At 43.9% G+C, this 25,216-nt stretch carries 23 protein-coding genes; 6 read left to right on the forward strand and 17 right to left on the reverse strand.

Annotated elements, in window-relative coordinates:
- Window positions 1-55: 55 nt before the first annotated feature.
- From NAF01_RS14725 to NAF01_RS14755, 7 genes are all read right to left on the reverse strand, one after another.
- Window positions 56-1,054 carry a 3-oxoacyl-ACP synthase gene (locus NAF01_RS14725; RefSeq protein ID WP_250800667.1) on the reverse strand — a complete coding sequence of 333 codons (999 nt, stop codon included), beginning with the start codon at window positions 1,052-1,054 and terminating at the stop codon, window positions 56-58.
- On the reverse strand, window positions 1,054-1,470 hold the full coding sequence (locus tag NAF01_RS14730; protein WP_197204539.1) for a MaoC family dehydratase: 417 nt from the start codon (window positions 1,468-1,470) through the stop codon (window positions 1,054-1,056). The genes NAF01_RS14725 and NAF01_RS14730 overlap by 1 nt, the downstream gene beginning before the upstream one ends.
- Before the next feature lie 4 nt (window positions 1,471-1,474).
- Window positions 1,475-2,956 (reverse strand): o-succinylbenzoate--CoA ligase, encoded by a 1,482-nt coding sequence (locus NAF01_RS14735; protein ID WP_250800668.1) that lies wholly within the window; start codon window positions 2,954-2,956, stop codon window positions 1,475-1,477.
- A 14-nt stretch (window positions 2,957-2,970) separates the two neighbouring features.
- Window positions 2,971-3,573 (reverse strand): TetR/AcrR family transcriptional regulator, encoded by a 603-nt coding sequence (locus NAF01_RS14740; protein WP_048008510.1) that lies wholly within the window; start codon window positions 3,571-3,573, stop codon window positions 2,971-2,973.
- A gap of 171 nt (window positions 3,574-3,744) precedes the next feature.
- Complete coding sequence (locus NAF01_RS14745; RefSeq protein ID WP_250800669.1) at window positions 3,745-4,635, reverse strand: Vgb family protein; 891 nt, start codon at window positions 4,633-4,635, stop codon at window positions 3,745-3,747.
- Between the two features lie 457 nt (window positions 4,636-5,092).
- Window positions 5,093-5,938: a lipase family protein gene (locus tag NAF01_RS14750; protein ID WP_250800670.1), complete on the reverse strand. Its 846-nt coding sequence runs from the start codon at window positions 5,936-5,938 to the stop codon at window positions 5,093-5,095.
- Window positions 5,939-5,980: 42 nt separating this feature from the next.
- The gene (locus NAF01_RS14755; protein ID WP_250800671.1) at window positions 5,981-6,796 is read right to left on the reverse strand and encodes a lipase family protein; all 816 of its coding nucleotides are present in this window, start codon (window positions 6,794-6,796) and stop codon (window positions 5,981-5,983) included.
- A 240-nt stretch (window positions 6,797-7,036) separates the two neighbouring features.
- Here NAF01_RS14755 and NAF01_RS14760 point away from each other — a divergent pair, with 240 nt between their 5' ends.
- On the forward strand, window positions 7,037-8,293 hold the full coding sequence (locus NAF01_RS14760) for a dicarboxylate/amino acid:cation symporter (protein WP_250800672.1): 1,257 nt from the start codon (window positions 7,037-7,039) through the stop codon (window positions 8,291-8,293).
- 60 nt (window positions 8,294-8,353) lie between these two features.
- Here the strand turns inward: NAF01_RS14760 and NAF01_RS14765 are convergent, their stop codons facing one another.
- From NAF01_RS14765 to NAF01_RS14780, 4 genes are all read right to left on the reverse strand, one after another.
- Entirely contained in the window at window positions 8,354-8,998 is a 645-nt protein-coding gene (locus tag NAF01_RS14765) for a hypothetical protein (RefSeq protein WP_250800673.1), read from the reverse strand.
- A 200-nt stretch (window positions 8,999-9,198) separates the two neighbouring features.
- Entirely contained in the window at window positions 9,199-9,549 is a 351-nt protein-coding gene (locus NAF01_RS14770; RefSeq protein WP_250800674.1) for a GIY-YIG nuclease family protein, read from the reverse strand.
- Between the two features lie 18 nt (window positions 9,550-9,567).
- Entirely contained in the window at window positions 9,568-10,323 is a 756-nt protein-coding gene (locus NAF01_RS14775; protein WP_250800675.1) for a DUF2087 domain-containing protein, read from the reverse strand.
- Window positions 10,324-10,548: 225 nt separating this feature from the next.
- Window positions 10,549-10,695 (reverse strand): hypothetical protein, encoded by a 147-nt coding sequence (locus tag NAF01_RS14780; protein WP_250800676.1) that lies wholly within the window; start codon window positions 10,693-10,695, stop codon window positions 10,549-10,551.
- A 526-nt stretch (window positions 10,696-11,221) separates the two neighbouring features.
- Between NAF01_RS14780 and NAF01_RS14785 the strand changes: the two genes are divergently transcribed.
- Window positions 11,222-12,022, forward strand: coding sequence for a cupin domain-containing protein (locus NAF01_RS14785; protein WP_250800677.1), 801 nt, complete (start codon window positions 11,222-11,224; stop codon window positions 12,020-12,022).
- A gap of 183 nt (window positions 12,023-12,205) precedes the next feature.
- On the opposite strand, the gene NAF01_RS14790 is transcribed toward NAF01_RS14785, so the two are convergent.
- Entirely contained in the window at window positions 12,206-12,574 is a 369-nt protein-coding gene (locus NAF01_RS14790; protein WP_250800678.1) for a CBO0543 family protein, read from the reverse strand.
- A 7-nt stretch (window positions 12,575-12,581) separates the two neighbouring features.
- A complete protein-coding gene (locus NAF01_RS14795; protein ID WP_250800679.1) occupies window positions 12,582-13,664 on the reverse strand; it encodes a DUF2515 family protein in 1,083 nt (360 codons plus the stop codon).
- Between the two features lie 109 nt (window positions 13,665-13,773).
- Here NAF01_RS14795 and shc point away from each other — a divergent pair, with 109 nt between their 5' ends.
- From shc to NAF01_RS14810, 3 genes are all read left to right on the forward strand, one after another.
- Window positions 13,774-15,636 carry a squalene--hopene cyclase gene (gene shc, locus NAF01_RS14800; protein WP_250800680.1) on the forward strand — a complete coding sequence of 621 codons (1,863 nt, stop codon included), beginning with the start codon at window positions 13,774-13,776 and terminating at the stop codon, window positions 15,634-15,636.
- 257 nt (window positions 15,637-15,893) lie between these two features.
- Window positions 15,894-16,253: a hypothetical protein gene (locus tag NAF01_RS14805; RefSeq protein WP_250800681.1), complete on the forward strand. Its 360-nt coding sequence runs from the start codon at window positions 15,894-15,896 to the stop codon at window positions 16,251-16,253.
- Complete coding sequence (locus tag NAF01_RS14810) at window positions 16,238-16,810, forward strand: DUF4240 domain-containing protein (RefSeq protein ID WP_250800682.1); 573 nt, start codon at window positions 16,238-16,240, stop codon at window positions 16,808-16,810. The genes NAF01_RS14805 and NAF01_RS14810 overlap by 16 nt, the downstream gene beginning before the upstream one ends.
- 278 nt (window positions 16,811-17,088) lie before the next feature.
- On the opposite strand, the gene NAF01_RS14815 is transcribed toward NAF01_RS14810, so the two are convergent.
- From NAF01_RS14815 to NAF01_RS14830, 4 genes are all read right to left on the reverse strand, one after another.
- A complete protein-coding gene (locus tag NAF01_RS14815; RefSeq protein ID WP_250800683.1) occupies window positions 17,089-18,660 on the reverse strand; it encodes a SagB family peptide dehydrogenase in 1,572 nt (523 codons plus the stop codon).
- A gap of 23 nt (window positions 18,661-18,683) precedes the next feature.
- Window positions 18,684-20,630, reverse strand: a complete 1,947-nt coding sequence (locus tag NAF01_RS14820; RefSeq protein ID WP_250800684.1) for a TOMM precursor leader peptide-binding protein — start codon at window positions 20,628-20,630, stop codon at window positions 18,684-18,686.
- On the reverse strand, window positions 20,627-22,546 hold the full coding sequence (locus NAF01_RS14825) for a putative thiazole-containing bacteriocin maturation protein (protein WP_250800685.1): 1,920 nt from the start codon (window positions 22,544-22,546) through the stop codon (window positions 20,627-20,629). Before NAF01_RS14825 ends, NAF01_RS14820 begins: the two co-directional genes overlap by 4 nt.
- Before the next feature lie 147 nt (window positions 22,547-22,693).
- Complete coding sequence (locus tag NAF01_RS14830; RefSeq protein WP_350457439.1) at window positions 22,694-23,017, reverse strand: heterocycloanthracin/sonorensin family bacteriocin; 324 nt, start codon at window positions 23,015-23,017, stop codon at window positions 22,694-22,696.
- Window positions 23,018-23,299: 282 nt separating this feature from the next.
- On the opposite strand from NAF01_RS14830, the gene NAF01_RS14835 reads away from it, so the two are divergent.
- Window positions 23,300-24,724: a Na+/H+ antiporter NhaC family protein gene (locus NAF01_RS14835; protein ID WP_250800686.1), complete on the forward strand. Its 1,425-nt coding sequence runs from the start codon at window positions 23,300-23,302 to the stop codon at window positions 24,722-24,724.
- The last annotated feature ends 492 nt before the right edge of the window (window positions 24,725-25,216 follow it).

Genomic DNA, 25,216 nt, shown 5'->3' on the forward strand with positions numbered 1-25,216 from the left:
TTTCATTTTCTTAGGCCATGTAAAATCTTGCTGCTTATCTATGAATCCTTCTAATTCATTTCCACTGCACAACCGTCGCAGCCCACGTATACCCAGTTCCCGCACTGACAGCTACGGCAATATCCCCGGGATTCAAAAGTCCCCGTTCCTGGGCAAAATGCAGCCCAATGCATGGGTCAAGTGAAGACATGTGGCCATGGTGATTTAAGTAAATTGCTTTTTCTTCCGGAAGTTCGAGTGATTGTAAGAGTTCTTTGAACATGGAACGTTTGGTGTGCAATGGCAATAGGAGTTTCATATCTTGAGGAGAATAACCGCTTCTATGGAGTGCTTCGCGAACTACATGATCAAAATTTGCAATCGATACAGGATCGAGTCTTTCTTTCATGGATTGCGGATCCTTCACATCAATATAATGAAGGTTTTTTTCAACTGTTTCGCGGCTGGCATAATGCTTAGACCCACCTGCAGGTGTTCGGACATCATCATGGAAGGATCCGTCTGTCAGGATGGCACTTTCGAGTATTTCACTATGCGAGGAATCCCTTGTGATCAGTGCAGCCGTTCCGCCATCTGCAAAGTTGAACATGAAGCGCGAGCGCGGGTTCGCATAATCGATAATTTGTGATTCCTTGCAGCCCCCAACCAGCAGGATATTTTGGATTGATTGATCTGAAGCAATCATGTCTTTTGCTACCTTCAAAGCAATCGGAAAGCAGGAGCTGACATTCATGATTTCAAACGCATAGGCATTTTTCGCCCCTAATTCATGCTGGATTTTCGGAGCACTGGACCAGACATAATAATCCTTATGAGGACTGCCAAAATAAATCACGACATCGATGGACAGCGGGTCAATCCCTTCGATCGCCTGCCTTCCCGCAGCAATGGCCAAGTCGGAGGCATGGAGGCTATCATCTGCAACATGCTTCTGTACCAAACCGAACTTTTCGATAATCACCTCTTCAGGTATGCCTGTCTTTACTGCGAGATCGGCTGCCGTTTCGATTCCAGGAGGGAAAAATACTCCTGTTGCTTTAATGCCAATTCCCATCAGATTACCCCTCCATCCTCAGGCACCATCATCTTGGCCGTGCCTGTCAAAACTTTTGTTCCATCCTGATTGAAGCACTCGGTCAGCAAAGTCAGTATTCGCCTTTTGCTGTCAATCTCCTGAACCGTTCCTTGTGCGGTAATTGTATCGCCTATAAAAACGGGCGCCTTGAACCGGATGGTCTGTTCAACATAAATGGATCCTTTTCCGGGCAGATGCACACCCAATAGCTGGGATAATAGACTGGATGTTAAGAGACCATGTGCTATGCGCTTTTTAAATCTCGTTTTTTTGGCGTATTCCCCGTCTATGTGGACCGGGTTAAAATCTCCGCTAATTCCTGCAAACATTACAAAATCTGTTTCTGTAATGGTTTTGCTGCAGGATGCCTGCTGGCCGACACTATAACTGATCACCTTTTCACCTTCTTACTAAAAGTTGTGTTTTCTGTATTTTTCCCGTGGCATTTTTCGGGAGCTCGTTTAAAAATGTTACCTTCTTTGGAATCTTATATTTTGCAAGATTCCCGTGACAGTGTTGAACAACATCATCTTCAGTTAAAGCGCTTCCATTTACTTTTACTATGAACGCTTCTGGCACTTCACCCCAAAGTGGATTAGCATTTCCAACCACCGCAACCTCGGCTACATCTCTTAATTGACTGATCACTTGCTCCACTTCCAGCGGATAGATATTTTCCCCGCCGGAAATAATCATTTCTTTCTTTCGGCCTACAATGAACAGGAACCCTTCTTCATCTGATTTGGCTAAATCCCCCGTCAGGAGCCATCCATCTTTCAGTGCATCCTCAGTGGCATCTGGCCGGTTCCAATATTCCTTCATGATATTTGGCCCTCTCACTGCAAGCTCGCCAACTTCACCTTTTGCAGCAGCTTTGCCCTTTGAATCGATCAGCTTATATTCAGAAAATAACACAGGCTTTCCGATGGACCCTCTCTTCCGCGGTGCGTCTTCTTTTGTGAGCATAAATAGAGTAGGAGATGTCTCCGTCATTCCAAAGCCCTGTCCAAAGAGGAATCCTCTATCAAAATAGGAATCTATTAATTCACGCGGACATGGGGCTCCTCCATTATAGAACCAGCGGACCGTGCTTAAATCAGCCGTTTTGAATGATGGGCTTGTCAGCAGTGCCTGATGAATGGTCGGAACTCCCATCACAATGGACACCTTATGTTTTTCAATCATCGCGAGCGCTTTTTCAGGCTCAAACTTTCCTGGGATCACAATGGTTCCGCCTGAAAATAAGGACGGAAAGGCAAACAGCCCGATTCCCCCTATATGAAACAGCGGAAGCAGCACGATACAGCGATCCTTTGACGTTAAATCAATCGCAAGCTTGTTATTCACGGCATTCCAGAACATATTGCTCTGTGTCAGTACGGCCCCTTTCGGTTTTCCGGTGGTCCCGGAGGTGTAGCAGATAATGTATGGAGCTTCCTCGTCAATTGGATTCTCATTAGTAATGCTCGTTTGGGTAACCTCGCATAAATCCTCCATAAACTCCATAGATTCTAATTCGCTTTGTTCAACAAGAGAAGACGCAAACTCTGCATTCTCTTTTTCGGCAAAAATCAGCTTTGAGCCGCTGTCGTTGAGCTGGAAAACCAGTTCCTTTGCACTTAGCCGAATATTGAGCGGGACGGCCACACATTCTGCCTTTGCAATGGCAAATAGAAGGACTATGTATTCAATCCGGTTGTTCGACAGAATGGCGATGCGTTCTCCTTTTCTTCCCTGCAGCTTTTCATTAATTTTCACAGCAGCTGAATCGATCATTTTATCCAGCTGCCTGTAGGATACCTTGTCGTTATCTGTTATGACTGCTGTCCGATCTGGATGTGTAAATGCCCATTTCTGAATCCAATAGGCAATGCCTTTCATCGAACTCCCCCTCTTTACTTTTTTAATCCCTGAAAGATAAGTGTCATCGCCGCATCAAATGCTTCTTCAGGAACTTCTTTCTTTTCCCAATACACCCATCTCATGCCGAGGAACTGTCCAATCGACATTAAGCAGTAAGCAACTGTCTCCTGGTCCAGGTCCTTAAACTCTCCCGCTTCGATCCCTTGAGACAGACTCTTTAAAAATCCGTTTGCCAGCTTCCCGTAATACCAGCGGAATAGCTCCTGGTCCACCACAACAGCCTGCTGGACAATGCTGTATAAATTCGGATGATTTTTGACCCAACTGAAGAAAGCGAAGAAGCCATTTCGCTGTGCCTCCTCAAATGAAGAGCTTCCTGCCATACCTTCCTTAATTGCAATGCGCAAATCCCGGCTGTAGGTTCGAATCAGCTCATCATAGATATCTTTCTTTGAAGGAAAATAGTTATAGAATGTTCCCTGGGCCACTTTAGCTTCCTGTGAAATATTGACGATGGAAGTTTCAAAATACCCTTTCTGCCCAAACACCTCTTCAGCTGCTCTTAACAATTTTTCACGCGTTTCAATTCCTCTTGGAGTAAGTGCTTTTTCCTCACTAATATTTTTAACTGACACCTGAATCACCTCTCAACTTAATTATAAATAATATTCTTAAAATTACAACAATAAATTATTTAAAATTACAGGAAAATATTTTATTCTATTAGAACGGAGTTAAAATAACCCCGTCCAGACTATATGACGGGGTTAAATAATCTATTAGTTCTCATCAAAATAGGCCTTCTATTATTCGATCAACGTGATTTTCCCAATCCTGTCACACTCCAATGCAAACCAGATGTTCTTCCCATCGCTGCTAGAAATCCCATGTGGTTCAGCATTTGGAGTTTCAATTGTATACTCCTCAATCATCCCGTTGTCTGTAATTCTTCCAATCTTATTTGCTCCCCACTCTGTGAACCATAAATCATTGCCTGCCCCTGCTGTGATGGCATGCGGGCGGGCGTTCGCGGTTGGAATTTCAAATTCAGTTATTTCTCCCGCTGCGCTGATACGTCCTATTTTATTGCCGATAATCTCCACAAACCAGAGTGCACCATCGTTTCCTTTCGTAATTCCAACCGGCCCGGAAGCAGGTGTAGGAATTTTAAATTCTGTCACTTCTCCATTTTCGGTAATTCTTCCGATGGCATTATTTTGGTTTTCTGTGAACCATAGAGCATCATCAGATCCCAGCGTTATAAATGCCGGGTACGAACCTTGAGCCGGAAGATTGTATTCAGTGATAGAACCATCATCCTTAATCCGCCCAATACGGTTTCCATTCATTTCGGTAAACCAGATATCTCCATTCGGACCTTCAGTAATCCCATAGGGTGCTGAATCTGGATTGGGCAAGGGATATTCTTGAATAGTGCCTTCCTTCGTTATTCTCCCAATCCTGTTTGCTGCATTCTCGGTAAACCAGACCTCTCCTTTTGACGACACCATTACACACATGACCTTTGCATCCGGTGTCGGAAGCGGATACTCTGTCATTTCCCCGTCCAATCCGACACAGCTGATCTGATTGGCTTTATGCTGTGTAAACCAGACCTCTCCCTTCTCTGAAACAGCGATACCGTATGGACCTGTATTTTTACTGGCAAGATTCATTTCCTGTAATTTAATTTGCATACCGTTCCCTCCGCACACCAAAATTTTCACACAAACAAAAAGCCTCCTATCTCGACTTTTCGAGACAGGAGGCAGTGCGTTACATAGACTTAAACAGGCTATTCGATTAGAGCAGCCCCTTTTCAAGTCAAAAGCACACACATTAATCCTGTCTCGAAAAACAATCGATAACTAAAGCCCATTCCAACACGTTTTTGGTACTGAACCAGAGGCTGTATTATCGATTTTCTCTAAAGCCAGGATTATAGGATCATGTGCTTTTCTTCACCCTTTCAACTTTTGGATAAATTCACTGTAAGATATATACTGATCGAAGTCAAATGATGCTGGTCCTCCTAAGGAATTAGTGATTTTCAATTTCATACAAGCTAATCATTTTAGAAATTACTGCTGAACCAATATTAAATATCAAATGGCCTATTGCCTTCCAAATATAAATTTATGAGGTGAAACCGTCTCATGGAATTTCCCCGCTGCATCCCCCGATAAACGGAACACACATTACCGTATCCGGGCAAAAGCCTTGGCTGCCGGCACATAAAGTTCTGGTATAATAAGGATTCTGCATACTGAGATTATGAAAATAGCAGACAATCTCATGATTGCGGACAGGCAAGCTGTTCAGCTGAAAGGAAACCGGATATTTTCTATTCACATGCCGATAGTATAACCCATCCTTTGTAAACGGAGGCGGGTAAACTCGAGCTGGTAAAGTAGGGATGATGTCATGAATATTAACTATTCGTATGCTATTCTGTACCGTTTGACTGAAGAAGGAAGCAAAGAGTGGATCACCAGTTCGCGGGCTGCCGTACGTATAGATGATTGGATCTTTAAACCTGGTATTCACTTCGATATCCAGCGCAGCAAGCACCGCCAAACTGCCGCCTAAACTGTGGCCTGCAATCAATACTCTTTTTCCAGTGGAAAGCCTGTTTAATTCCCTGATTAATTCGTTGCGGGTCGAGGAGTAAATACAGGTAAAACCACGGTGTGTGAATCCCGCATCCCTGACATAAGGATAGGGTACTTGATATAAGTCCTGGTCCGACTCATTGTCCTTAAATGTCCGGGTGCCTCGAAAAGTTACCACGATGTCTTCCGCGGATTCTGCGATAAAGCCAAATACTTCTTCTTCCGGCTCTTCAACCCCTGCAAGAGCGCGGATAATATGGCGAAGCCTGAAGCCCCTTGGCAGGGAAAGTGTTCCCGTTTCAAAAAGCTGATATGCCTGATGAATCATGCCCGCAAGCAAAATGGCCTCTTCCGTGCTGAACTTTTCCTTAAAGACTGAGTTATTCATGGATGGACTCCTTTTTCATTTTTACTATTCGATTTTCTATGTTTAACATGTTCTCTGAAAAGGAACACACACTTCTGTATCTGGGCAAAAACCAGGGTTTTCGGAACATAGTATATCTGCAAAGTTGGGATTCAAACTTCTTAATGATTTAAAATAACAGTTAATGCTGTCATTTCGGGGTGTATTGTTTAACTGGAAAGAGAGCCGGTATTCTGTTTTGACATGCTGATAATTTATTCCTTCCTCTGTAAACGGAGGCGGATATCTTACTTCGGGGAATGTTGGGAAAGAGTCATGTATATTAACCACTCGTATGCTGTTTTTTACCTTTTGATCGAATTTCATGACAAATTCGGGATCTCCGATTCGAGGGCTGCCGTACGTATAGACGAATGGCTTTTTAAATTTTGAGTTCACTGCCATATCCAAAGCAGCTAATACAGATAATGCCCCACCGTAGTTATGGCCGGTAACAAACAGCTTTTTAGAGGAGGATAGCTTGTTTAATTGTTCCATTAAATTATTTCTTGCTGATTGATATAAGCATGTAAATCCACGGGAAGTTTTTCCTCCATCTGGAACATAGGGATATGGAATTTGGAAGATGTCATAGGATGCTAATAGATCGGAAGGATAGGCAGCGTATCCTCTGAACGCAATGATAATTTTGTCCTTTGACTCTGCTAAAAATCCATAAATATTTTCGGCCGGATTCTCCACATCAGCAAAGGCACGAATAATATACCGCAGTTCATATCCTTTAGGCAGAGTCAAACTTCCATTTAAATAAAGCGGATAGGTCTGATAGCTAAAAGCTGCAAGCAGGATGGCGGCTTCACTGTTAATAATTTTCTTCATGTGCTTAATTCCTTTCTGAAGAGCTGAAATGCGATGCTCAACGCAAAAAATTACCCTCAGATGAAAAATCATTATATTGTTTTATATTTATGTAGGGGTTTCCTTCCGTATTACCTGCTTACCTGTTCTGCTGGATGACCATCCTAATCAGAATAAAAAGAAATATTCCAGCGGCCTTCTTTTGAGCCACAATATAATTATATAATAGAGTGTTGAATTACTTAGAAAGGTTGAGACATCATGAAAAAGATTTTTGCAAATTACAAATTAACCATCTTCCTGCTCCTCTCCATCCTGATCGGCGGAGTTGCCGGAGTGGTTTTTGGCCCGAAGACTGCGGTTGTGAAGCCGTTTGGGGATTTATTTTTAAATTTATTATTTATGATCATTGTGCCGCTTGTCTTTTTTAGCATAGCGTCGAGCCTTGCGAATATGGGCGGAATGAAAAGGCTTGGGAAGATCATGGCCGGGATTTTCACCGTGTTTTTTATTACGGCTGTCATTTCCGCGATCCTGGGATTCATCGGGATTTCCATTGTGGATCCCTTGAAAAATACAGACGTCTCTGCTATTAAAAGCATCATGACGGAGGCGGCCATAGATCCTGAGGCAGAAGAAGTCACGTTCCTAGGGCAGCTGGTTCAGGCGTTCACGGTTCCTGATTTCCAGATGCTGTTCTCAAAGAACAACATGCTGCAGCTGATTGTGTTCTCGATTTTATTCGGACTGGCAACAGCGATGTCCGGTGAAAAAGGCAAGCCGATTGCCAACCTTCTTTCATCCGGCTCAGCCGTCATGATGAAAATTGTTGGATTTGTGATGTACTATGCACCAATCGGTCTTGGCTGTTACTTCGCGACGATCATTGGGGAGCTTGGCCCGCAGATTCTCGGTGGATATGTACGTGTGTTTGTTCTTTATCTGGTATTAACGCTAATCTACTTCTTTGGTTTCTTTACGCTGTATGCCTTTGCGGCTGGCGGAAAAGATGGCGTCAAGGTGTTCTGGAAAAATGCGATCACTCCTTCTGTCAGTGCGATTGCCACATGCTCGAGTGCAGCATGTATCCCAATTAACCTTGCGGCTGTCAGAAAGATGGGCGTTCCCCAGGACATTGCGGAGACGATGATCCCGCTTGGCGCAAACACGCATAAAGATGGTTCTGTTATTGGCGGAGTATTTAAGATCGTCTTCCTGTTCAGCTTGTTTGGAAAAGACATGTCGAGCATGACAAGCATCCTTACTATCCTTGTTATTTCGTTCCTGGTTGGAGCCGTGATGGGTGCCATTCCTGGCGGCGGGATGATAGGCGAAATGCTGATCCTGAGTGTATTCGGCTTCCCGCCTGAGGTGCTGCCGGTTATCGCTGTTATATCTACGGTCATTGATGCACCGGCTACCCTTCTGAATTCAGCCGGCAACACGGTATCGGCCATGATGGTCAGCCGGATTGTTGAGGGGAAGAATTGGCTGAAGGAATCATTTGCTTTAAAATAAGGTTGTGTGTAAAGAGCTGGAATTGACTTAGTCACTCCAGCTTTTTTCAATTCATACTATTTATTCTTCGATTAGCTTTTCTATTAATTCAATAACCTTTTCATCCTTACCGGGTTTAATGGACACTTGCTTTGTATCTTCAATTATATCACTGTAAAATTTTTCTCCTGCAGGGTATTGGCCGTCCCAGCGCAAAGGAACATTGTAAACATTAATCGTCCCGTCCCCATTTCCACTATAAGTAACGGAACCATCTGCAAGGCGTGAACCTGCTAACTGGATTACATCTTCCGGATAGCCTGCACTTGTCTCATCTTCCGGATTAAGTGGTGTACCGGCAGGAATGTGCCTGACATACAATTCATCGAGATCCTGATTCGGTCCAAGCTGCAGCCAAACTCTTGCGTATTCGATTTGCTGACTGGAATACTGGGATAATGTTTTATTGTCTTCTTTATCCCCTGCACTATTTTCAGAAGCCATACTATCTGGTTCACTATGAGCAGACCCTTCTGTCGAGGTGTCTTTTCCATCCTTAGCCTCTGACTCACCTGCTGTCTCTTCAGCAGCAGATTCTAACGATGAATTGTTTTTCAAATCGTCATCATTGGCCCCATCATTTGTTTTGTCTCCGCATCCCGCGAGCATTCCTGCCATCACCATTGCAATTGCATAAATAGAAAGAATCTTTGTTGGCTTTTTCATTCGTTAATTTATTCCTTTCATAAAATATCTTAAATTAAGTTAACTTCCCGCCTTTAATTTTAACAAAGATAACCAAAAATTTTCATAAAAAATCCCAGATCGACACAGATTTCTAGTATTCCTTCAAAATCAGGCTGCACCACAAAAATAAAGTCCGATTCATAAGGGAACCAGACTTCAACTGTTTCTTATTGTTGGTATTATTCCTGGTTATAACCTTTATGGCCAAATGGCTGCAGCTCCTCCAGCCACTTTTCCTCCAGCTTCCCCAGGGCTTCCTTCTCGTTAAAATACGGATCATCCTTCTTCTTCAGCTTCTCCAGAACACTGATTTCAAAAGCCTCTTTACCAAACTGATTCCATTCCTCCTGCAGCCCCCGATTAGGCATATAGCCGTTTGTTTCGAGTGAAAATCTGACTCCGTTCAGGCTTTTTAAATTATTTGTGCTGCCAATGAAGATTTTATTGTTCACTGTGTTTTTAATTTGATAAACCCCGGCTTCAATGGGCGTTTCTTTAAACTGCTGCTTTAATTCTCTTTTTCGTTCCATGTTAATCCCCCGTTTTTTCTAATTTTTAAGCCAATACTCGCTGCCATCGGGCTTTCTGTCCAGGAATCCATAATCAATCAAATACCTTCTGATCAGCGCATAATCCTCATAAATGGCCTTCAGTGTGTCGTTTAACTCTTTCTCGCCGTATTTGTGTTCGGCCTTAAGCCAGCCGGCAATTTCCCGCAGGACTATCAGCCTTTGCTTCTCTCTAGGCGGAAACTTTGCAAGGGGTTTATCGGCACCCTCGGGAAAGTATTTCTTTAGGATTTTCTCCTGTTCCCCCTCTGTAATGTTGTAGCGGTCATCCACCATTGTGGCGGTTTTATGGACAGGCAGGAACGCTGGTGCGTGCTCATCCTTTTCCTTCAGCAATTCCATAATCGCCAGGAAGGTCTTCGCCTGACGTTCCTTTTCTTTTAAGGCAAAACGGTGATGGCGAATGGTCGAGGTACTCCCCATGTCCAGCTCCTTCTGAATATCCTTATCGCTTTTCCCCTGATAAAAAAGCTGCAAAAGACTTTTCTGATGATCCGTAAGCCCTGTCAGCTTCTTATCCATCGAAAGCAAATAGTCAAAAACCGAGATATGCTCCGTTTCAATATGAATGCGCATATACCGCTCCGCTTCGTAAAATCGATCTTTATATGGGTAGACAATCCCTTTTTCCGTCTTTTCCCCGCATAACAGGCAAGTGTATGTCTCTTTTTCTTCCATGTAACCCTGCTTAAGCTCCTCTAAAGAAGCGTCCCAGAATTGATTTGAATATTCCATCGGTTAAACCCACCCTAATCTTTCTAAACAAAATCAAAATTTGTTTGTTTTATAATAAACATATTAAACCAACGTTTGATATTAGTCAATAATTCTTAAACGAATTTTATCTTTGTTTTCTTATTTCTAAACATAATAGGCAGCTGTTTATCTACTAAAAAAATTAAGACCTTCAATGGAAGAAGGTCTTTTCCCAGATTAGTATTCCGGCTGTCCAAGAGAATTTTATTTATTTTCAAAACCCCTAAAGTGAATGATCTCAGATAGAATTTTGCATCCTTTTGCTTTCTTTAGCTCAATTCTTGCTTCTTCCCTGTTCTCATACTCAAACCTTTGAATCCTGTCCTGTAAAAATAGTGTTAAAATCCACATATCTAATTCCTCCCTGGATATAAGATTCCTTAAAGATGAGCACGAGCCGCAGCGTCCTGAGTGCATGCAGAGGAAAAGGACTTTAATAGCTTTTTTACAAAGGTTTTCATTTTAAAAATAGATTAAAAGCGACCGTAATCAGCCAGCCAAGAGCAAAAGTAAGGGAAATATATGTACCGACATAAAGCAAAACCTCCGTCATGATTCCTCCCCCAATGATTTTGTTATATTTTTTAGATAGGTTTATACTCGCTGCTAAGGTCTGACCTGTATTCATCTCCCTTCCTTTTAAAATAATGTCATTATATCAAGTGATTATTAAAAAAATGTCGAACAATTGGAGCTTTACCGATTTGTAAATAGAGTGTTAACTTTCTTTAATAAAGGACATCTTTGTTTTATAAATGCAAAATAGGAAATGAATTTTCCAACAGCGAAAAGGCCATTTAAAATTAATAAGTACCTTCCTCTTCTATGTACATAAGATAATTTATTGATAATAGCTAATATGAAGGGATTGAGGAAAATGTATTATACGCCCTATACGCATCAAAATCCTTATTATGCAAATGTACCAGCGCATACTTACGGAAGTGCTGCTGGTTATTGGGCTTATCCTAATGATTTGGCATTCAATTCTTCATTTTATGGTAATAGCAGAGAAATCTTAAAAGATTATGGTTCTAACCCATTTGTTATAAATATCAATGAGGCCGCCAAACAAAACAGCACGTATCGTACTGCACTATGGACAGGAAATCATTTGCAGGTTACTTTAATGAGTCTTAATGCTGGTGAAGATATCGGATTGGAAATTCACCCTGATGTGGATCAATTCTTACGTATTGAACAAGGCCAGGGGATTGTTCAAATGGGCAAAAGTAAAGATAATTTAAGTTTTCAATGGAGAATCTTCGATGACTCTGCTATTATGATCCCGGCTGGAATGTGGCACAATGTCACAAATACAGGAAATGGGCCGTTGAAATTATACTCCATATATGCCCCGCCAAACCATCCATTTGGTACCGTTCATAAAACGAAGGCAGATGCAATGGCAATGGAAGAAGGTTTGGCTAATGGAAATGGGAAAACAGCAACTTTCGGAAAGACTCCAGATGAATGGGTAAGACATACGGAGTTTTTGGTAAAAGAAGGCTTGGAGGACGTTAAAAGAGGAATTAATATGACACACATTCTTCAAGAGTTTATTCTAATGGGAGTTCTTGTAGGGAAGGGATATTCCCCTGAAAAAGCATATGAAACAGTAGAAGAATGGGAACGCACAGGAAAATCAAAACTTCTTCAGGAAAGCAAAAATATGTAGGGCATGCGTAATTCAACATCAGATCCTTTTTTGAATATCCTGCTTGCATTTAAAACTCGCCGGTCATGACGTGACGAGTTTCTTTGTTTTTTAAGGAAAATGACGTGTGCCAATCACACGTCATTCTTAATGCCAGTTTTCAATAAAGCAAACGGAGCCCTTTACTCCATTGAAATAGGCTTTTTAGCGATTTCCATTCATCCATCCATGAAATGCAGCGATCAATCCAATAAATAAGAAGTAGCCTATGAAGGTATAAAGATGATGCCAGTTTTCGGCATGAACAAACATTCCGAAACTCTCTGCCATTTTTTCTGCAGCTGCCATCGCTATACTGATGGCCAATACAAACATCCCCCGGAACCAGCCCGTTAAGTTTTCCATTATTTTTAATAAAGAAATCATGAAGACAGGAAGGACTGCCAGGGTGAATAAGATATTGATCGTAAAGATGTCTGAGAAAGGACGCAATGGGAAAGCGTACATCCCCTTCCCGGTAAAATACAAATCTAAATAGGTGCCTAACAGCGATGCCAGCAGCATAGCAGGCATATAGCTTTTAATTCCAGACGGCCTTTTTAGCAAGGGCTGCGAGCTCGAGTCTTTCAAGTGTTTGACAGTATGCATGCCGGATCTCCCCATTAATCATATCGTCTGACTCCAAAAAATACTCCAATACGTGATCACTTTTATACCAATCTCCTAATTCTGCTTCAGGCTGGCTTATATTTTTCCAGGCGATTTCAAGACTTGGGCTATAAATCCTTCTTCCCCCCGGCCGGAGCTGGCATGACTTTAGCTGAAATTGATATTGCTCACCCGGCACCCCTTCATGGACATCATTGAAAATATGCGGCCAATAATCCTTCCTTGAGCCGGTATGTGGGTGTGCATTCGCCCACTGTTCCGTGAGTGCAAGCACCTCTTTGTCCTTAAACAGAACATTGTACAGCCTTTTCCCTAATGTGATACGCTCGTGCAGCGATTCAAAATGATTCAGTGTCTGGCCTTTCAGATTGAGAACACCCTTCTTCTCATAAGGAAAAAGGATATGATTCAAGGACAGCAGCTCCTGCAGCTTAAATTCGAGCTTTTGAAAAACCTCGAGCTTATATTGCGGATTTTGTATCACCCTTTTTTCTAAATAGCTTTGTTCATTGATGATAAGGGCAATGGTGAGCATATAGGGATCAGGCTTCCTCCAAAAACAGCTCCACACTGTTTCCATAAAAACGGAAATATTAAGGAATGGGAATAGAAAAAATAAGGGCTTGTTTCGCTTCAGGCTTTCGCTGTAAATCAAAAATTGAGGATACGCATCCTGAAAAATGAGCCAGTTCCCTCTTTCCAAAAAAGAAAAGAAGGATTGTTTTTCGCGATGTGATAATAACCGGGACAGGAGCTCTCCTTTTAAATCGGTCATATTCCAGCCTCCATTGCGGGAAACCATATGCCCCAAAAAGGCCCAATGGATTTCAGGGTGCTGCCGGTAGAAATCAAGATACGCTTTTGTCCGGGTGACATTATTTAGATTCCATTTTGTTGTCTCCCTTTTAACCTCGCTCAGAATCCTCTTTTCTTCATCTGAAAGGTTTATCTGCTTTTGAACTCTTTTCTTTAATTCTTCTTTTAACCAGTTCATTGGGTGTTTCTTTTGAAAAAAGATAAGCAGACCTCCTCCATGAATTCTCTCTCTGTGATATGAATATGTATTTATAGGAGCAATTTAACCGGAGAGGAATGTGCATGACATGACCAAAACCGCTGCTGGCATGAAACGTCTCATTGCCGTATTAAGAAAAGACCAATCCCCTGATGGTTCATGGAATTATCCTTTTGAAACCGGCATTTCAACAGACGCTTATATGATCATTTTATTAAGGACACTGGAGATACATGATGAAAAATTAATTAAGGGACTGGCCGCAAGAATCCTAAGCAAGCAGGAAGAAAATGGAGCCTGGAAGCTTTTCCCGGATGAACCGGATGGAAATGCAAATGCCACACTGGAGGCCTATTATGGACTTCTTTATTCGGGCTATATTGAGAAGGAAGACGCCAGGATGAAAGCTGCGAGAAAATTTATACTGGAGCATGGCGGAATGGAGAACGCAAATGTTTTCACCAAAATTATGTTAGCTTCTACAGGACAATATCCATGGCCGGAATCCTTTCCGATTCCCGTTGAGATTATGCTTCTGCCCCTGTCCTTCCCTTTCAACTTTTATCAGTTTTCGGTGTATGGGCGTGTGAATCTGTCTCCGATTCTAATTCTTTCAGAAAAAAAGTTCAGCATCAAAACAAAAAACAGCCCTGACCTTTCTGACTTGCTAACTACAAGAACTCGGTGGGAAATACAGCCTGAATACCGATCATTATTGTCATCCCTCAAAGAAGGTGTTGAAGAGCTTTTGGGTCTGCCAGAACAGCTTCACTCAACGGCAATGGACCGGGCGAAGGATTATATGCTGGAACGGATTGAGCCGGATGGGACCTTCTATAGTTATTTCAGCTCAACCTTTTTAATGATTTTTGCGCTCCTGTCTCTTGGCTATTCCAAGGATGAGCCCGTTATAAAGAATGCGGTTGAGGGGCTTAAATCGCTCCGGACAGATATAGACGGCCTCCCTCATATACAATACGCAAACGCCAGTATATGGAATACTTCTCTCATAAACACAGCCCTCCAATTAGCGGGTGTTTCTTCGAATGACCCTGCAGTAAAGAAAGCAAACACCTATTTGCTGAAGCGCCAGCATGATCAGCTGGGGGACTGGGCAATCCATAACCCCCATGCAAAGCCGGGAGGATGGGGATTCTCTGATATCAACACCCTCAACCCGGATGTCGATGATACCACTGCTTCATTACGGGCGATCGCCAGAAGTGTCGAGGGCAGTTCAGAATATCAGGATGCCTGGGATCGCGGCATTCAGTGGCTGGTATCCATGCAGAATGATGATGGCGGATGGCCTTCCTTTGAAAGAAATACCGAAAATCCATGGCTCACCTTTTTTCCTATTGAAAAGGGTGAATATATGTTTGGAGACCCAGCTTCAGCCGACCTGACCGGGAGAACGCTGGAGTTTTTGGGGAACTATACGAATCTGCCAGTTGCTGAATCTTTGATAAAAAACGCGGTAAACTGGCTGGTAGAAAACCAGGAGCAGGATGGCTCCTGGTATGGCAGATGGGGCATTTGCTATATTTACGGCACATGGGCAGCAGTCACAGGACTTGCTGCGGCGGGCCATTCCAACCATCCTTCTGTCAGGAAGGCTTGTGACTGGCTGAAGAAAATCCAAAACGAGGATGGCGGCTGGGGAGAATCCTGCCTGAGCGACAGTCAAAAATCTTATGTTCCCTTGAACGCAAGTACCCTTACAGACACAGCGTGGGCGGTTGATGCTCTAATTGCAGCGGAAGACCAGCCAACTGAACAGATCCAAAAAGGAATTCAGTACCTGCTGAACTCAATTGATAAAGAGGATTGGACGACTGTCTATCCAAAAGGGCAGGCCCTGGCCGGAAGCTTTTATATTCATTATCATAGCTACCGTTATATCTTCCCTCTTATGGCTTTGGCTCATTATCGCGGGAAGTTTGGGGAATGAATAAAAGGCAAAAAAGGCGCCGGCTTAATAACAGTAAGCCGTTCTCTTTTGGAGTACCCGCATAGGAAAAAGCAAATATAAAAGCAAGTATAAAAGCAGTGTATTTCACAACGGAAATCGCACTGCTTTTTAGCGTTTTTTCTTAGAAAAATATAGTAAAATCAGTAAGAGTCTTACACATCTAACGGTGGGTATAGTTCATAAAGTACTATTAATTAATAATTATTAAGGTAGTTTATATTCCAGGAGGAGTCAAAGTGGCTAAAGGAAAATTTAAAAAAACAGTATCAATAGGAGATGTTTTTGCGGTAAGTTTACCAGATGGCCGATACGGGGCAATAAGAGTTGCTGACCAAATAGATAAATCCTATCTTATTATCACAACACCATATATAGGTACAGAAATCCCAGCTATTGAAAACGAGGTTTTAGGTGATATTCTTATTCAAAATCGATTTTTTTCGATAATAGCCGTGCTTTGCTTTGGGTTGAAGGGAAGGTACCTAAAGAGGTTATTTACATCGGGAATATTCCATTTTCCGATAATAAAAGAAAAATATTTTGTAGCTCATTCGGCGGGAAATGGGACGATTCTGTTGGAATGGAAGTTTTTTTAGAGTGGAGATGGGAACATGATAGAGAAAACTTTGAGAAGGAAATCCGGGAAGAAGAAAAAAGAATACAAGAAGAATATCATAATAAACCACAAAAACATAAAAAAATGATGAAGGATGAAACCTTCTGGTCAATTATTTTTTTACTTGATTTTTATGAAAATGATGAAGAAAAAATAATAGAACCTGCTGTTAATGCACTAGCAAAAATGAGAGTAAAGGACATTAAAGAGTTTGAAGAAGCATTGTCTTATAAACTATATTTATTAGACACTAAAGAACACGCCAAAAACATAGGAGAATATTCATATAATGAAATAACACAAGAGCATTTCTCTGCAGATTTATTCTTATATATTAGGTGTTCCGTGATTGCTGAGGGAAAAGAATATTTTGATGATTGTCTCAATAATCCTCAAAATATGCCAAAGGACAACTCTTTTGAACCGTTACTGTCTATAGCATCCGAAGCATATACAAGGAGAACTGGAAAAGAGTTTGAATACATCCCAGGTTGTGATTATGAAACATTCTCAAATGCTGCGGGATGGAACTCATAAAGGCTTGAATCAATAAAAAAGCGGTAAATCATCAATTTACCGCTCTTTTATTGCATATAGAAAACTTTTTCAGTTCAAGTATTTATCGGTTATGCCCAGTCTTTGTACCAGTGTTAGATTTTCACCACTTTTGTTTTTAGTTTATCGCTTTTTTTAACTCTGCGTCCTGATTTTTGGGAGCTAATCAACTCTATTAACGAAGTTATTACTTCTCCTCTCCTCATTCTCGTCACTAATCGCCCAGCCATTCCTTAACTTCAAACATTTGCATATCTAATCTAGCTAATTAAATTCCCCCGCAGCCATGGACGTGCCCGGTAGAAGCCAATGGGGATTTGGATGAGGCTGGTTTTTCCCTGTGCTTCGATGCGGTAGATTTCATCACTCATCTTCGCATCAAATCCGAGAAGCGGATGTCCGCCCATTCCAAGCGCTGTCGCTGCTATTAGTATTCGCTGCATAAGCATTCCTGCTTCCATTTGCTGAATGCGATAGCCTCTGCAGCCCACTTCCGTTTTGTGGTAATCTTTATCCCCTGCTATATGAAAGCAGAGCGGGACTTGAAACAGATTCACATTGCCTGCAGGCATTCCGGATTGAAGCGCAACCCGATGGTCTCCTGGATTAATCTCCCGTAGTGAATGAGCATCGCTGTCGTAATAATAGGCTCCATCCGGAATCCCTACGACATTATTCAAACACACATATAAAGTTACACGTGACGCGCGCTTATCAAGTGCCAAATCTAAATCGCTGCGATACAGGCAGGATTCGGTTGCCTCCTGAAGCAGGGCAGCAAGCTTCTCTTGGCTGACTTTTCCTGAAGTGAAATCCATGTCCGGTGAAAAACGCTCCCGGCAGACTGCCGCCAAATCATACGATATCCTGTTTACACGAGGAAGAGTTACAGGCCGGCCCTCACAGTGGGTCTCTTGAGGAATGATTTGGCGAAACGAATTAGTGGATTCCTGCATGGACGCTTTATTGATTCTGGTTAACATCGGAAATTCTTTTATTTTGTTGGATCTGACCCAGTTATTAGTCTGAATCGGGATTATTTCTTCGCACAATTCGGAGGCAGAGGCTACTCCGTTCCTGCTGGTTCTGTTTGCAGCCCAGCTTGTCGTTTCAACTGACAGCGGGATCACAGCATATACGCTCTCCTCCTCTTCAGACAGTACAAGTAGATGGTTGAGGCCACGATCAAGAAATTGGAAGTAAACTCCAGCTGCAAAACCAAATCTCTTTGTAACCTCCAATAACTGACCAATCACTCCCCCTGCATCCAAGCCCTGCAGACGATATGCAAAGTTATTGTATTTATAGTAATTTTTCCAGAACATGGTCGTCACGAACACAGTCCCAAAACAAGTTGACACATCACAGCGGCTGCCAAGAGCACGGGCTATATAGGAATCGAAATTACCCTTGCGCAGCAGCACTAAGCGGTGGTGCAGCACATCATAGTGGTAGATCCCCTCCGGCAAATCTTCCAATTTCAGAAACATGTATAGTTCGTTAGGATACAGCGCTCCGCCAGAAGGCACAGAGCGGCGGAACGACTGCATAAAATCCCCTTGCTCATCCGAACCCATTGGAGAGACAGACTCGGAAAATTGATTCAGGCCGAATGTGCACCAGAGAAAATCCCCGATTCTCCTAAGATCAGGCTTTGCCGGTGCCTCCCATTCTTCAAGAGAAAGGGGAACCTCCAGTGACAGAGGGAAAACTGGCAAGCCCCGATAAAGCTTATAGGCAAGCGGTGCATCTTCCCAATCCACTTCCCAATCCGGCGGGGTAATTTTATCAATATCAAAATGCAAATTGTGCAGAAATGTATCTGGATTCATCTTTTTCACCTCCCAGCAAGGGCTTATGGAAATGGATGGGGATGTGGATTCAGCTGTTCAACTGTAAGCGGCTCCTTGACATATCCGAGTTTCATTGGAACCTCCAGCACTCTTTCCAGTCCTGTTACACGTGTCAGGTGGTGACCAAATGTCATGGGCAGCATCCCCGGGATCAGCACTTTGACACAATGCAATCCGCTCCTCTTTATTTCTGGTGTTGTCTGATCTATCACTATGACATCAAGATTTTGCCTGTGTAAGGCCTGAAGAAGGTCTTGCAGATCATCTGTCAGGTCTGCATGTCTCCTTCCCCCCCGCTTGAACTCCTTGGAAAACGTTCGGAGCGGACGGTTTTCATCCAGCAAAAACGCAAGCCTCTCCTCCGCTTCCGGCAAACCGTAAAGCATCCCATGGTCATCCATTTTGCCGACGAGGGAGGAATCCTGCAGCATGTGCCGTAATTTCGTCTTGTTCGCTTCAAAATCATCGTCCATTGTCCCCATCATTCCAGCTAACTCATGAACTGCGCTTTTTACCGCACGGATCGGATCAGGATGGGCTCCAGCCGCACAAATGATATTCAGCCCTTTATTCTTCCTGTTTTTCGCCATCGCCCAAACACTTGGTATTCCGTGCTCCATTGTCGCGTTATACAGCAGAAGATCATATCCCGCCACCGTCCTCACCCGGTCAATCATCAGCTGCAATTCCCGGTCATTGGAGGAAGAGGGATCAAGACGCGGAAGGGCCAGCTGTCCGTACCAGGCCATCAGGAATGAATCACGCTCTACCACCTCTAAAATACCGTAAAAAATTGCTTCTTCCAGGCTGCCGCCCAGTGCGCATCCGTTGGACGTTTCATAGACAAATCCATTCCCGCAGCCCAGGCTGTAATAAGCAAGCAGCTCAGGAACCAAAATCGGGCGCTCCTGCAAAAACGAATAACCCCATACCCAATTCATTGGGATATCAGGATTAAATTTATTAAAAGGAAAGTTCGGCCGTGTATACTGTTCATCTGCATGCAAACCTGCTTTTAGAGGATTAAAAGCCCGGTCTTCCAGGTTGCGGTAATTGTCATAGACTGCTGTCCTCTTTCCACGGGGCGATATGCCGCAGGAACGCTCAAGCCCCTCCAGAATGGCTGTCAGCTCGCTCACCTGATAAGAATGAGTGCGGCCTGCCACGCCTTCGTCCCCTCCAAACAACGGAAGGTTTACGACTACATCCGCAAAAGGCGGTGTGAAATCATACATTTTCCCATTTAATAAACCAGTCCGCTGATCCAGATAATTTCTGACGAGCGTTTGATCTAAATCCTCCAATGATCGGCAGCGGTAACTATCTGCACTAACTTTCAAGCTTGGGTTAAGGTTTATTCTTGCAGCTTCCTGTGAATCTTCAGGGAGGGAGCTGCACACGGGGCACAATGAATCCGGCAAAATGAGGTGGCGAGAGGTTTTCAATGTTTTCAGACTGACGAGATACATTCGTCCTTCCAGGTCCGCCAGGCTGCACTCCAGGACCTTTCGCACCTCTGATGCAAGCAGGTGTGACATCTGTAAAAGCCCTGTGCGTGATGCCCAGGCGTCACTATCTAATCCGCTGTTCCCTTCGAATTGCTGCTGCAGTTTCCACATCTCTTCCCGGTCACGCCCTGCTAGGAGTTTCCGCGTTTCCGCACATTGTGAGCATCCCGGTGCAGACGGGTGGACGATTGGTCCGATCACACCTTCTCCAAATGATACAAACCCCCGCAGCCAGGGAATACCTGATGATCGGGATACCTCTTCCGCCTTTTTATGGACTGAAGGCATCCAGGTATCGTGCAGCACCAGAATCAAATTTGTCCCCTCCGGCAGTTCAGGCTCGAAATTCATTTGACGGACTACCTTATATTCGGCAGGCAGTTCTTTGCATACGCTGTCCGCCAGCAGTCCCTCTCCGACAACTACCACGACAGCACTCACTCAGATCCCTCCTCTCGTATGAACACCCCATACACCCCTGCCAGACTCTCTTTCAAAAATGGCTCGAATGAAAATTCACACACTAAGAGCTGCTTGTTGTTCTCTTCCAGAACCTTTATAGCAGACTGCAATAGCTGGGATTGTTCCTTCTCATTACAAGGAGGAATGACCAGAGACTGCGGATCCCTTTCCTCCATAAACACAGATGATGCCACCACTGCAGTTGCTTTATGTCTCCCCCTTTGGTTTTGCGCCTGTGCAATCGCATGCTGCAGCGCTTTCCTCAGAGCTAATGTCATATTAATGCCAACACTGCCAAACCAGCGATTGTCCGTGCCGACCCAGACCACAGGGAAGCCGGAAACTCTTTCACTCTCACAGATTTTTGGTGCTCCCTTCATGGTTATCAACGCGTCTAAATAAAACCTGCATCGTTCGTCTTCTACTGCATTCAAATACAAAGGTGTAACTGTTCTCTGGACTGCTTGACTTTTAGCCAACTTCTCTTCCAAACACCTATCCAGACCGCGTTGTACGCCCTCTGCGAAAGTTTCCCCTGCTCCAATTCCATATAAATCTAAATTCGGTTCAAGCCGCCCAGCCATCCTTGACACATATACTTCTATCCCGGTCAATCCCGCTTCCCGGCGTGCCTCCGTATGGCTCAAATCGGTGCAGACTATGTTTGGCAGCAGCTCTGCCGGGCCCTTGGACAACGGATCGACTGCCTGAACCTCGCATTGCGCTAACGGAAGCTGCTTTAAATCTCCCTCCTCCCATTTATGAAAAATCCCTGACTCTTTGGAAGTCAATTGGCTGAAAAAGAGAAACAAACTGTCCGGTTTAGTTCTTTCGGAACCCTGCCCGATCCTATGTTCAACATCTTGAACCCATTCCACTGCTGGATTTCCGGCCAAAAGCGGATGAGGCAGGTAGGAATGCCAATTACTTTCAAGCGTCTCCAGATTAAGGAGGAAAAACTGATTTCTCTGTTCAGCACTGGTCAATCCAGTAACCTCTTTAAACAATTCAAACACAATCAAATTAGCGAGCATGGCTCCTGCCGTGGAAGAGGCGGCATGCAATTGCTTGTCTTTGCAAAAAACGGATTGATGTACGCGGTGCCAGGCAGTCTCCCAGCATCCTTCTGATTCCGGATGCACGAGAGGACCTGCCATACCAGCCTGTTTATAGATAATGGCAGGAAGAAATATCTTCTTCTCCTTTCGGCAAGCGGCGTGTATAACTTGCAGTTCCTCCACATTCCCCGCTTCCGAGATATATAAAATTGAATCATATGGCTGGATCAATTCCTCCCAGGAATAACCTTCATCACTCGGTCGTGATACCTCCTCTGCAGAAACTTCAGGGTCTGTTTGCCGGGCATGTGCGACAATCTCCTTCAGCCTCTTTGTGTTAGTCGATTCAGGGTCCGTAATGACCATATGAACCTTAGGCAATCCGGACTCAATCAGCGCAGAAACCAGCGAAACAAAAAATGGGCCTGAACCTGCTGCCAGCACTTTTGCCTGTCGGTATGCCTGGAAATGATATGCACCCGAATCACCGAAGCTTTCCAAAAATTCGATCTGGGATGAATACTTTTTAAGAACATGCTCTTCCAATTGATGTGGATGATCCCCGCTAACATCCCGCACAAAGCCGTTACGGTACAGCACTTCCGCAATCTCAAACACCCGGTCCCTATGCGGGCCCGGCAAGCCGGACGTCAATTCCCCCAGCGAATATTCACCATTAAACATCGGCATCAGCTTTTGAACCCACTGATCAATCATACTGCCTTCCATGCGGAAGGAGCTTACATTATTCCGAAAATACACACCTTTGGCTGGATCAGGGATAAAAAACGTATCCCTTTTCACCTTCAGACGCACAGAAGGGGTCAAATTTTTCATATCGCTCCTCCTTACCCGTAAACTATGCCTATTTATGAAACATACTTCCTCTCTCATTCTATGTATTGGGATTTGTCTCATATGTCTGACCCTCAAATGAAAAGCCCCTGCATACTGAGGGGCTTCCCTTTTCTCATATTGATAAGCCTAGCGTCCGCCGCAACGGCCTCCACAACGGCCTCCGCAGCGTCCGCCACAGCGGCCTCCGCATCTAAAACAGTTAGAGCAGCGGAAACAATTAAAACAGCTAAAGCAATTAAAACAATTGAAGCAATTAAAGAAAAAGCAGCTAAAGCCAAAGCCAATACCAAAACCAGCGCATAACCGTGACTGATCACTATAGACCTGATTTTGATCCCATGGAACCGCCTCGTTCGCATGGAAATCACCAACATTCAGCATTTGCAGTTCGTTTTGGAAATCATTCATGTTCATACCTCCATATTTATTTATAAGATGTGCAAGCAGCATCAATGGTCATAATGAAGAACATCCAAAATCAATTATGAAATTGTCAGTTCTTCGGATACTCTCTTCACAAAATATGTGTCCCGTTGGGGGATTGTTACTGAATCATACACCCATATTCAATGTGTCTATGTATTAAAGCAAAAAAGGTTGTACCACTAATAGCTTTCAGTACCCTTCACCATAAGAGTGGACGTGCCATTGTTTGCGGTCAATTTTCAGGATTTTACCTCTCCTGCCTGGTAATACTACATTAGTAACTGCATTTTATTGGAGGGCACAAACTTGAATAACACCTGGCTTTCCCTAATACCTTTCCTAATCGTGATAGGCATGTCCATCTGGCTGAAGAACATTCTGCCGGGTTTGGTGGCAGGCATCCTTGTTGGCTCCATTATCGTTTCAGCAGACCTGCTTTCTGGCACGGAACAGTCGGTCGCATATATTGTTACCACGCTTTCCGATGAAACGAATATCAAGATAGTTGGATTTTTATATCTGTTCGGCGGGCTTGTCGGAATGATGAATATTGCGGGCGGCATTAAGGGCTTTTCGGAATGGGCGGGAAGACGGATCCGGTCAGAACGAGGTCTTCTTGTGTTTATCTGGATCACCCTCCCCTTCACTTTCATGATGCCAATGTTCAGGATTATGATGATCGGGCCCATTATCAAATCTTTGATTAAAAAAATGAATCTCTCCAAACAGAAAGTCGGCATGACTCTCGATATTTCAACCGAATCAGTAATTGTGCTGCTTCCGGTTGCAACAGCTTTTGTGGGCTTCATGGTATCCCTTGTTGAAGGCGGCATCAGCGGGCTGGATCTGGACATGTCCGCATATGAGATTTTTTTATTAAGTATTCTGTTTAATTTTTACGCGATCATTATGCTGCTGATCGGTATTGTGCAGACATTTTGGCGGCGAAAAAAGACGGGAGAGCAGAACGGGGAACACCACACCGATTTAGAAGAAAAAGAGCATGAATTCCACCGGATGGGAATTAAAAAGGAATTATCGCTTGTAAAAGCCCAGCCATGGCATTTGATATTCCCGGTGGTATTATTGCTTGCCTTTTCTCTGTTCTTGTTGTGGCAGGATGGAATGTCACAGGGTGCAAAAACACTATTTGAGGCCTTTTCCATGGCCGATGCAACATTTGTGATGCTGCTGGCTGTATTTATCACCCTCGTCTTAACCTTTATTTTTTACATACTCAGACGGGAGAAAATGAACGAAATTCTTTATCATTTTTACGATGGAGGCAATCAGATGATGGAGGCGATCAGCCTGCTCATCCTGATTTGGGCGCTCACCCTGGCAGCGGAGGATCTTGGTTTTTCCGACTTTATCGGGAGCTCACTCGGAAGCTTTCTGCCAGCCTTTTTGACACCGGCGGCCATCTTTGTGCTAGGATCAGTGGTCGGCTACTTTATTGGGAGCTCATGGGGAACATGGGGTCTGTTCATGCCGCTCGGAATTACCCTCGCGGTTTCAACCGGCGCCTCCATTCCGCTTACCGTTGGAGCCGTGTTTGCAAGCGGGGCATTCGGAGCGCTGACCTCACCGCTTGGAGATACCACCATTACCACTGCTTCGATCCTGGATATGGACCTTGTGGATTATGCACGGTATAAATTGAAGGTTTCAGCCATTGGGGCTGTGCTTGCAGCCGCACTATTTATTGCGGCAGGGTTGTTGATTTCATAGACAGTCTGTTCTTTTTGCTTAAAACTTAGGTAATAAAATGTTGCGCTCAATTAGGAGCGTTAGAATAGGGAGCAACTTTAGACACAATAAGGGGAAATCCAGGTGACAGAGTCGAACCCGGGGCTACTTCTGACTCGGAAAGCAGGAAAACCGGGTTTTGTGTCGGAACCCGAGGCTACTTCGGACTCAGAAAGCAGAAAACCGCGGTTCTGTGCCTGAACCCAAATCAACTTCGGACTCAGAAAGCAGAAAACCGCGGTTCTGTGTCCGAACCCGAGCCAACTTCGGACTCAGAAAGCAGAAAACCGCGGTTCTGTGTCCGAACCCGAGCCAACTTCTGACTCAGAATACTGGAAACCGCGGTTCTGTGTCCGAACCCGAGCCAACTTCGGACTCTGAATGCCGGAAACCGCGGTTCTGTGTCCGAACCCGAGCCAACTTCGGACTCAGAAAGCAGAAAACCGCGGTTCTATGTCGGAACCCGAGCCAACT

Origin of the sequence: Cytobacillus firmus, from assembly GCF_023657595.1 — a bacterium.
In the GTDB taxonomy this organism is placed as follows: domain Bacteria; phylum Bacillota; class Bacilli; order Bacillales; family Cytobacillaceae; genus Cytobacillus; species Cytobacillus firmus_B.

Coding starts and splice junctions, on each gene's coding strand:
- NAF01_RS14725 (WP_250800667.1), bottom strand. CDS start 1,054: ATGGGAATTGGCATTAAAGCAACAGGAGTATTTTTCCCTCCTGGAATC.
- NAF01_RS14735 (WP_250800668.1), bottom strand. CDS start 2,956: ATGAAAGGCATTGCCTATTGGATTCAGAAATGGGCATTTACACATCCA.
- NAF01_RS14745 (WP_250800669.1), bottom strand. CDS start 4,635: ATGCAAATTAAATTACAGGAAATGAATCTTGCCAGTAAAAATACAGGT.
- NAF01_RS14750 (WP_250800670.1), bottom strand. CDS start 5,938: ATGAATAACTCAGTCTTTAAGGAAAAGTTCAGCACGGAAGAGGCCATT.
- NAF01_RS14755 (WP_250800671.1), bottom strand. CDS start 6,796: ATGAAGAAAATTATTAACAGTGAAGCCGCCATCCTGCTTGCAGCTTTT.
- NAF01_RS14760 (WP_250800672.1), top strand. CDS start 7,037: ATGAAAAAGATTTTTGCAAATTACAAATTAACCATCTTCCTGCTCCTC.
- NAF01_RS14765 (WP_250800673.1), bottom strand. CDS start 8,998: ATGAAAAAGCCAACAAAGATTCTTTCTATTTATGCAATTGCAATGGTG.
- NAF01_RS14770 (WP_250800674.1), bottom strand. CDS start 9,549: ATGGAACGAAAAAGAGAATTAAAGCAGCAGTTTAAAGAAACGCCCATT.
- NAF01_RS14775 (WP_250800675.1), bottom strand. CDS start 10,323: ATGGAATATTCAAATCAATTCTGGGACGCTTCTTTAGAGGAGCTTAAG.
- NAF01_RS14780 (WP_250800676.1), bottom strand. CDS start 10,695: ATGTGGATTTTAACACTATTTTTACAGGACAGGATTCAAAGGTTTGAG.
- NAF01_RS14785 (WP_250800677.1), top strand. CDS start 11,222: ATGTATTATACGCCCTATACGCATCAAAATCCTTATTATGCAAATGTA.
- NAF01_RS14790 (WP_250800678.1), bottom strand. CDS start 12,574: ATGCCTGCTATGCTGCTGGCATCGCTGTTAGGCACCTATTTAGATTTG.
- NAF01_RS14795 (WP_250800679.1), bottom strand. CDS start 13,664: ATGAACTGGTTAAAAGAAGAATTAAAGAAAAGAGTTCAAAAGCAGATA.
- shc (WP_250800680.1), top strand. CDS start 13,774: ATGACCAAAACCGCTGCTGGCATGAAACGTCTCATTGCCGTATTAAGA.
- NAF01_RS14810 (WP_250800682.1), top strand. CDS start 16,238: ATGGAAGTTTTTTTAGAGTGGAGATGGGAACATGATAGAGAAAACTTT.
- NAF01_RS14815 (WP_250800683.1), bottom strand. CDS start 18,660: ATGAATCCAGATACATTTCTGCACAATTTGCATTTTGATATTGATAAA.
- NAF01_RS14825 (WP_250800685.1), bottom strand. CDS start 22,546: ATGAAAAATTTGACCCCTTCTGTGCGTCTGAAGGTGAAAAGGGATACG.
- NAF01_RS14830 (WP_350457439.1), bottom strand. CDS start 23,017: ATGCTGCTTGCACATCTTATAAATAAATATGGAGGTATGAACATGAAT.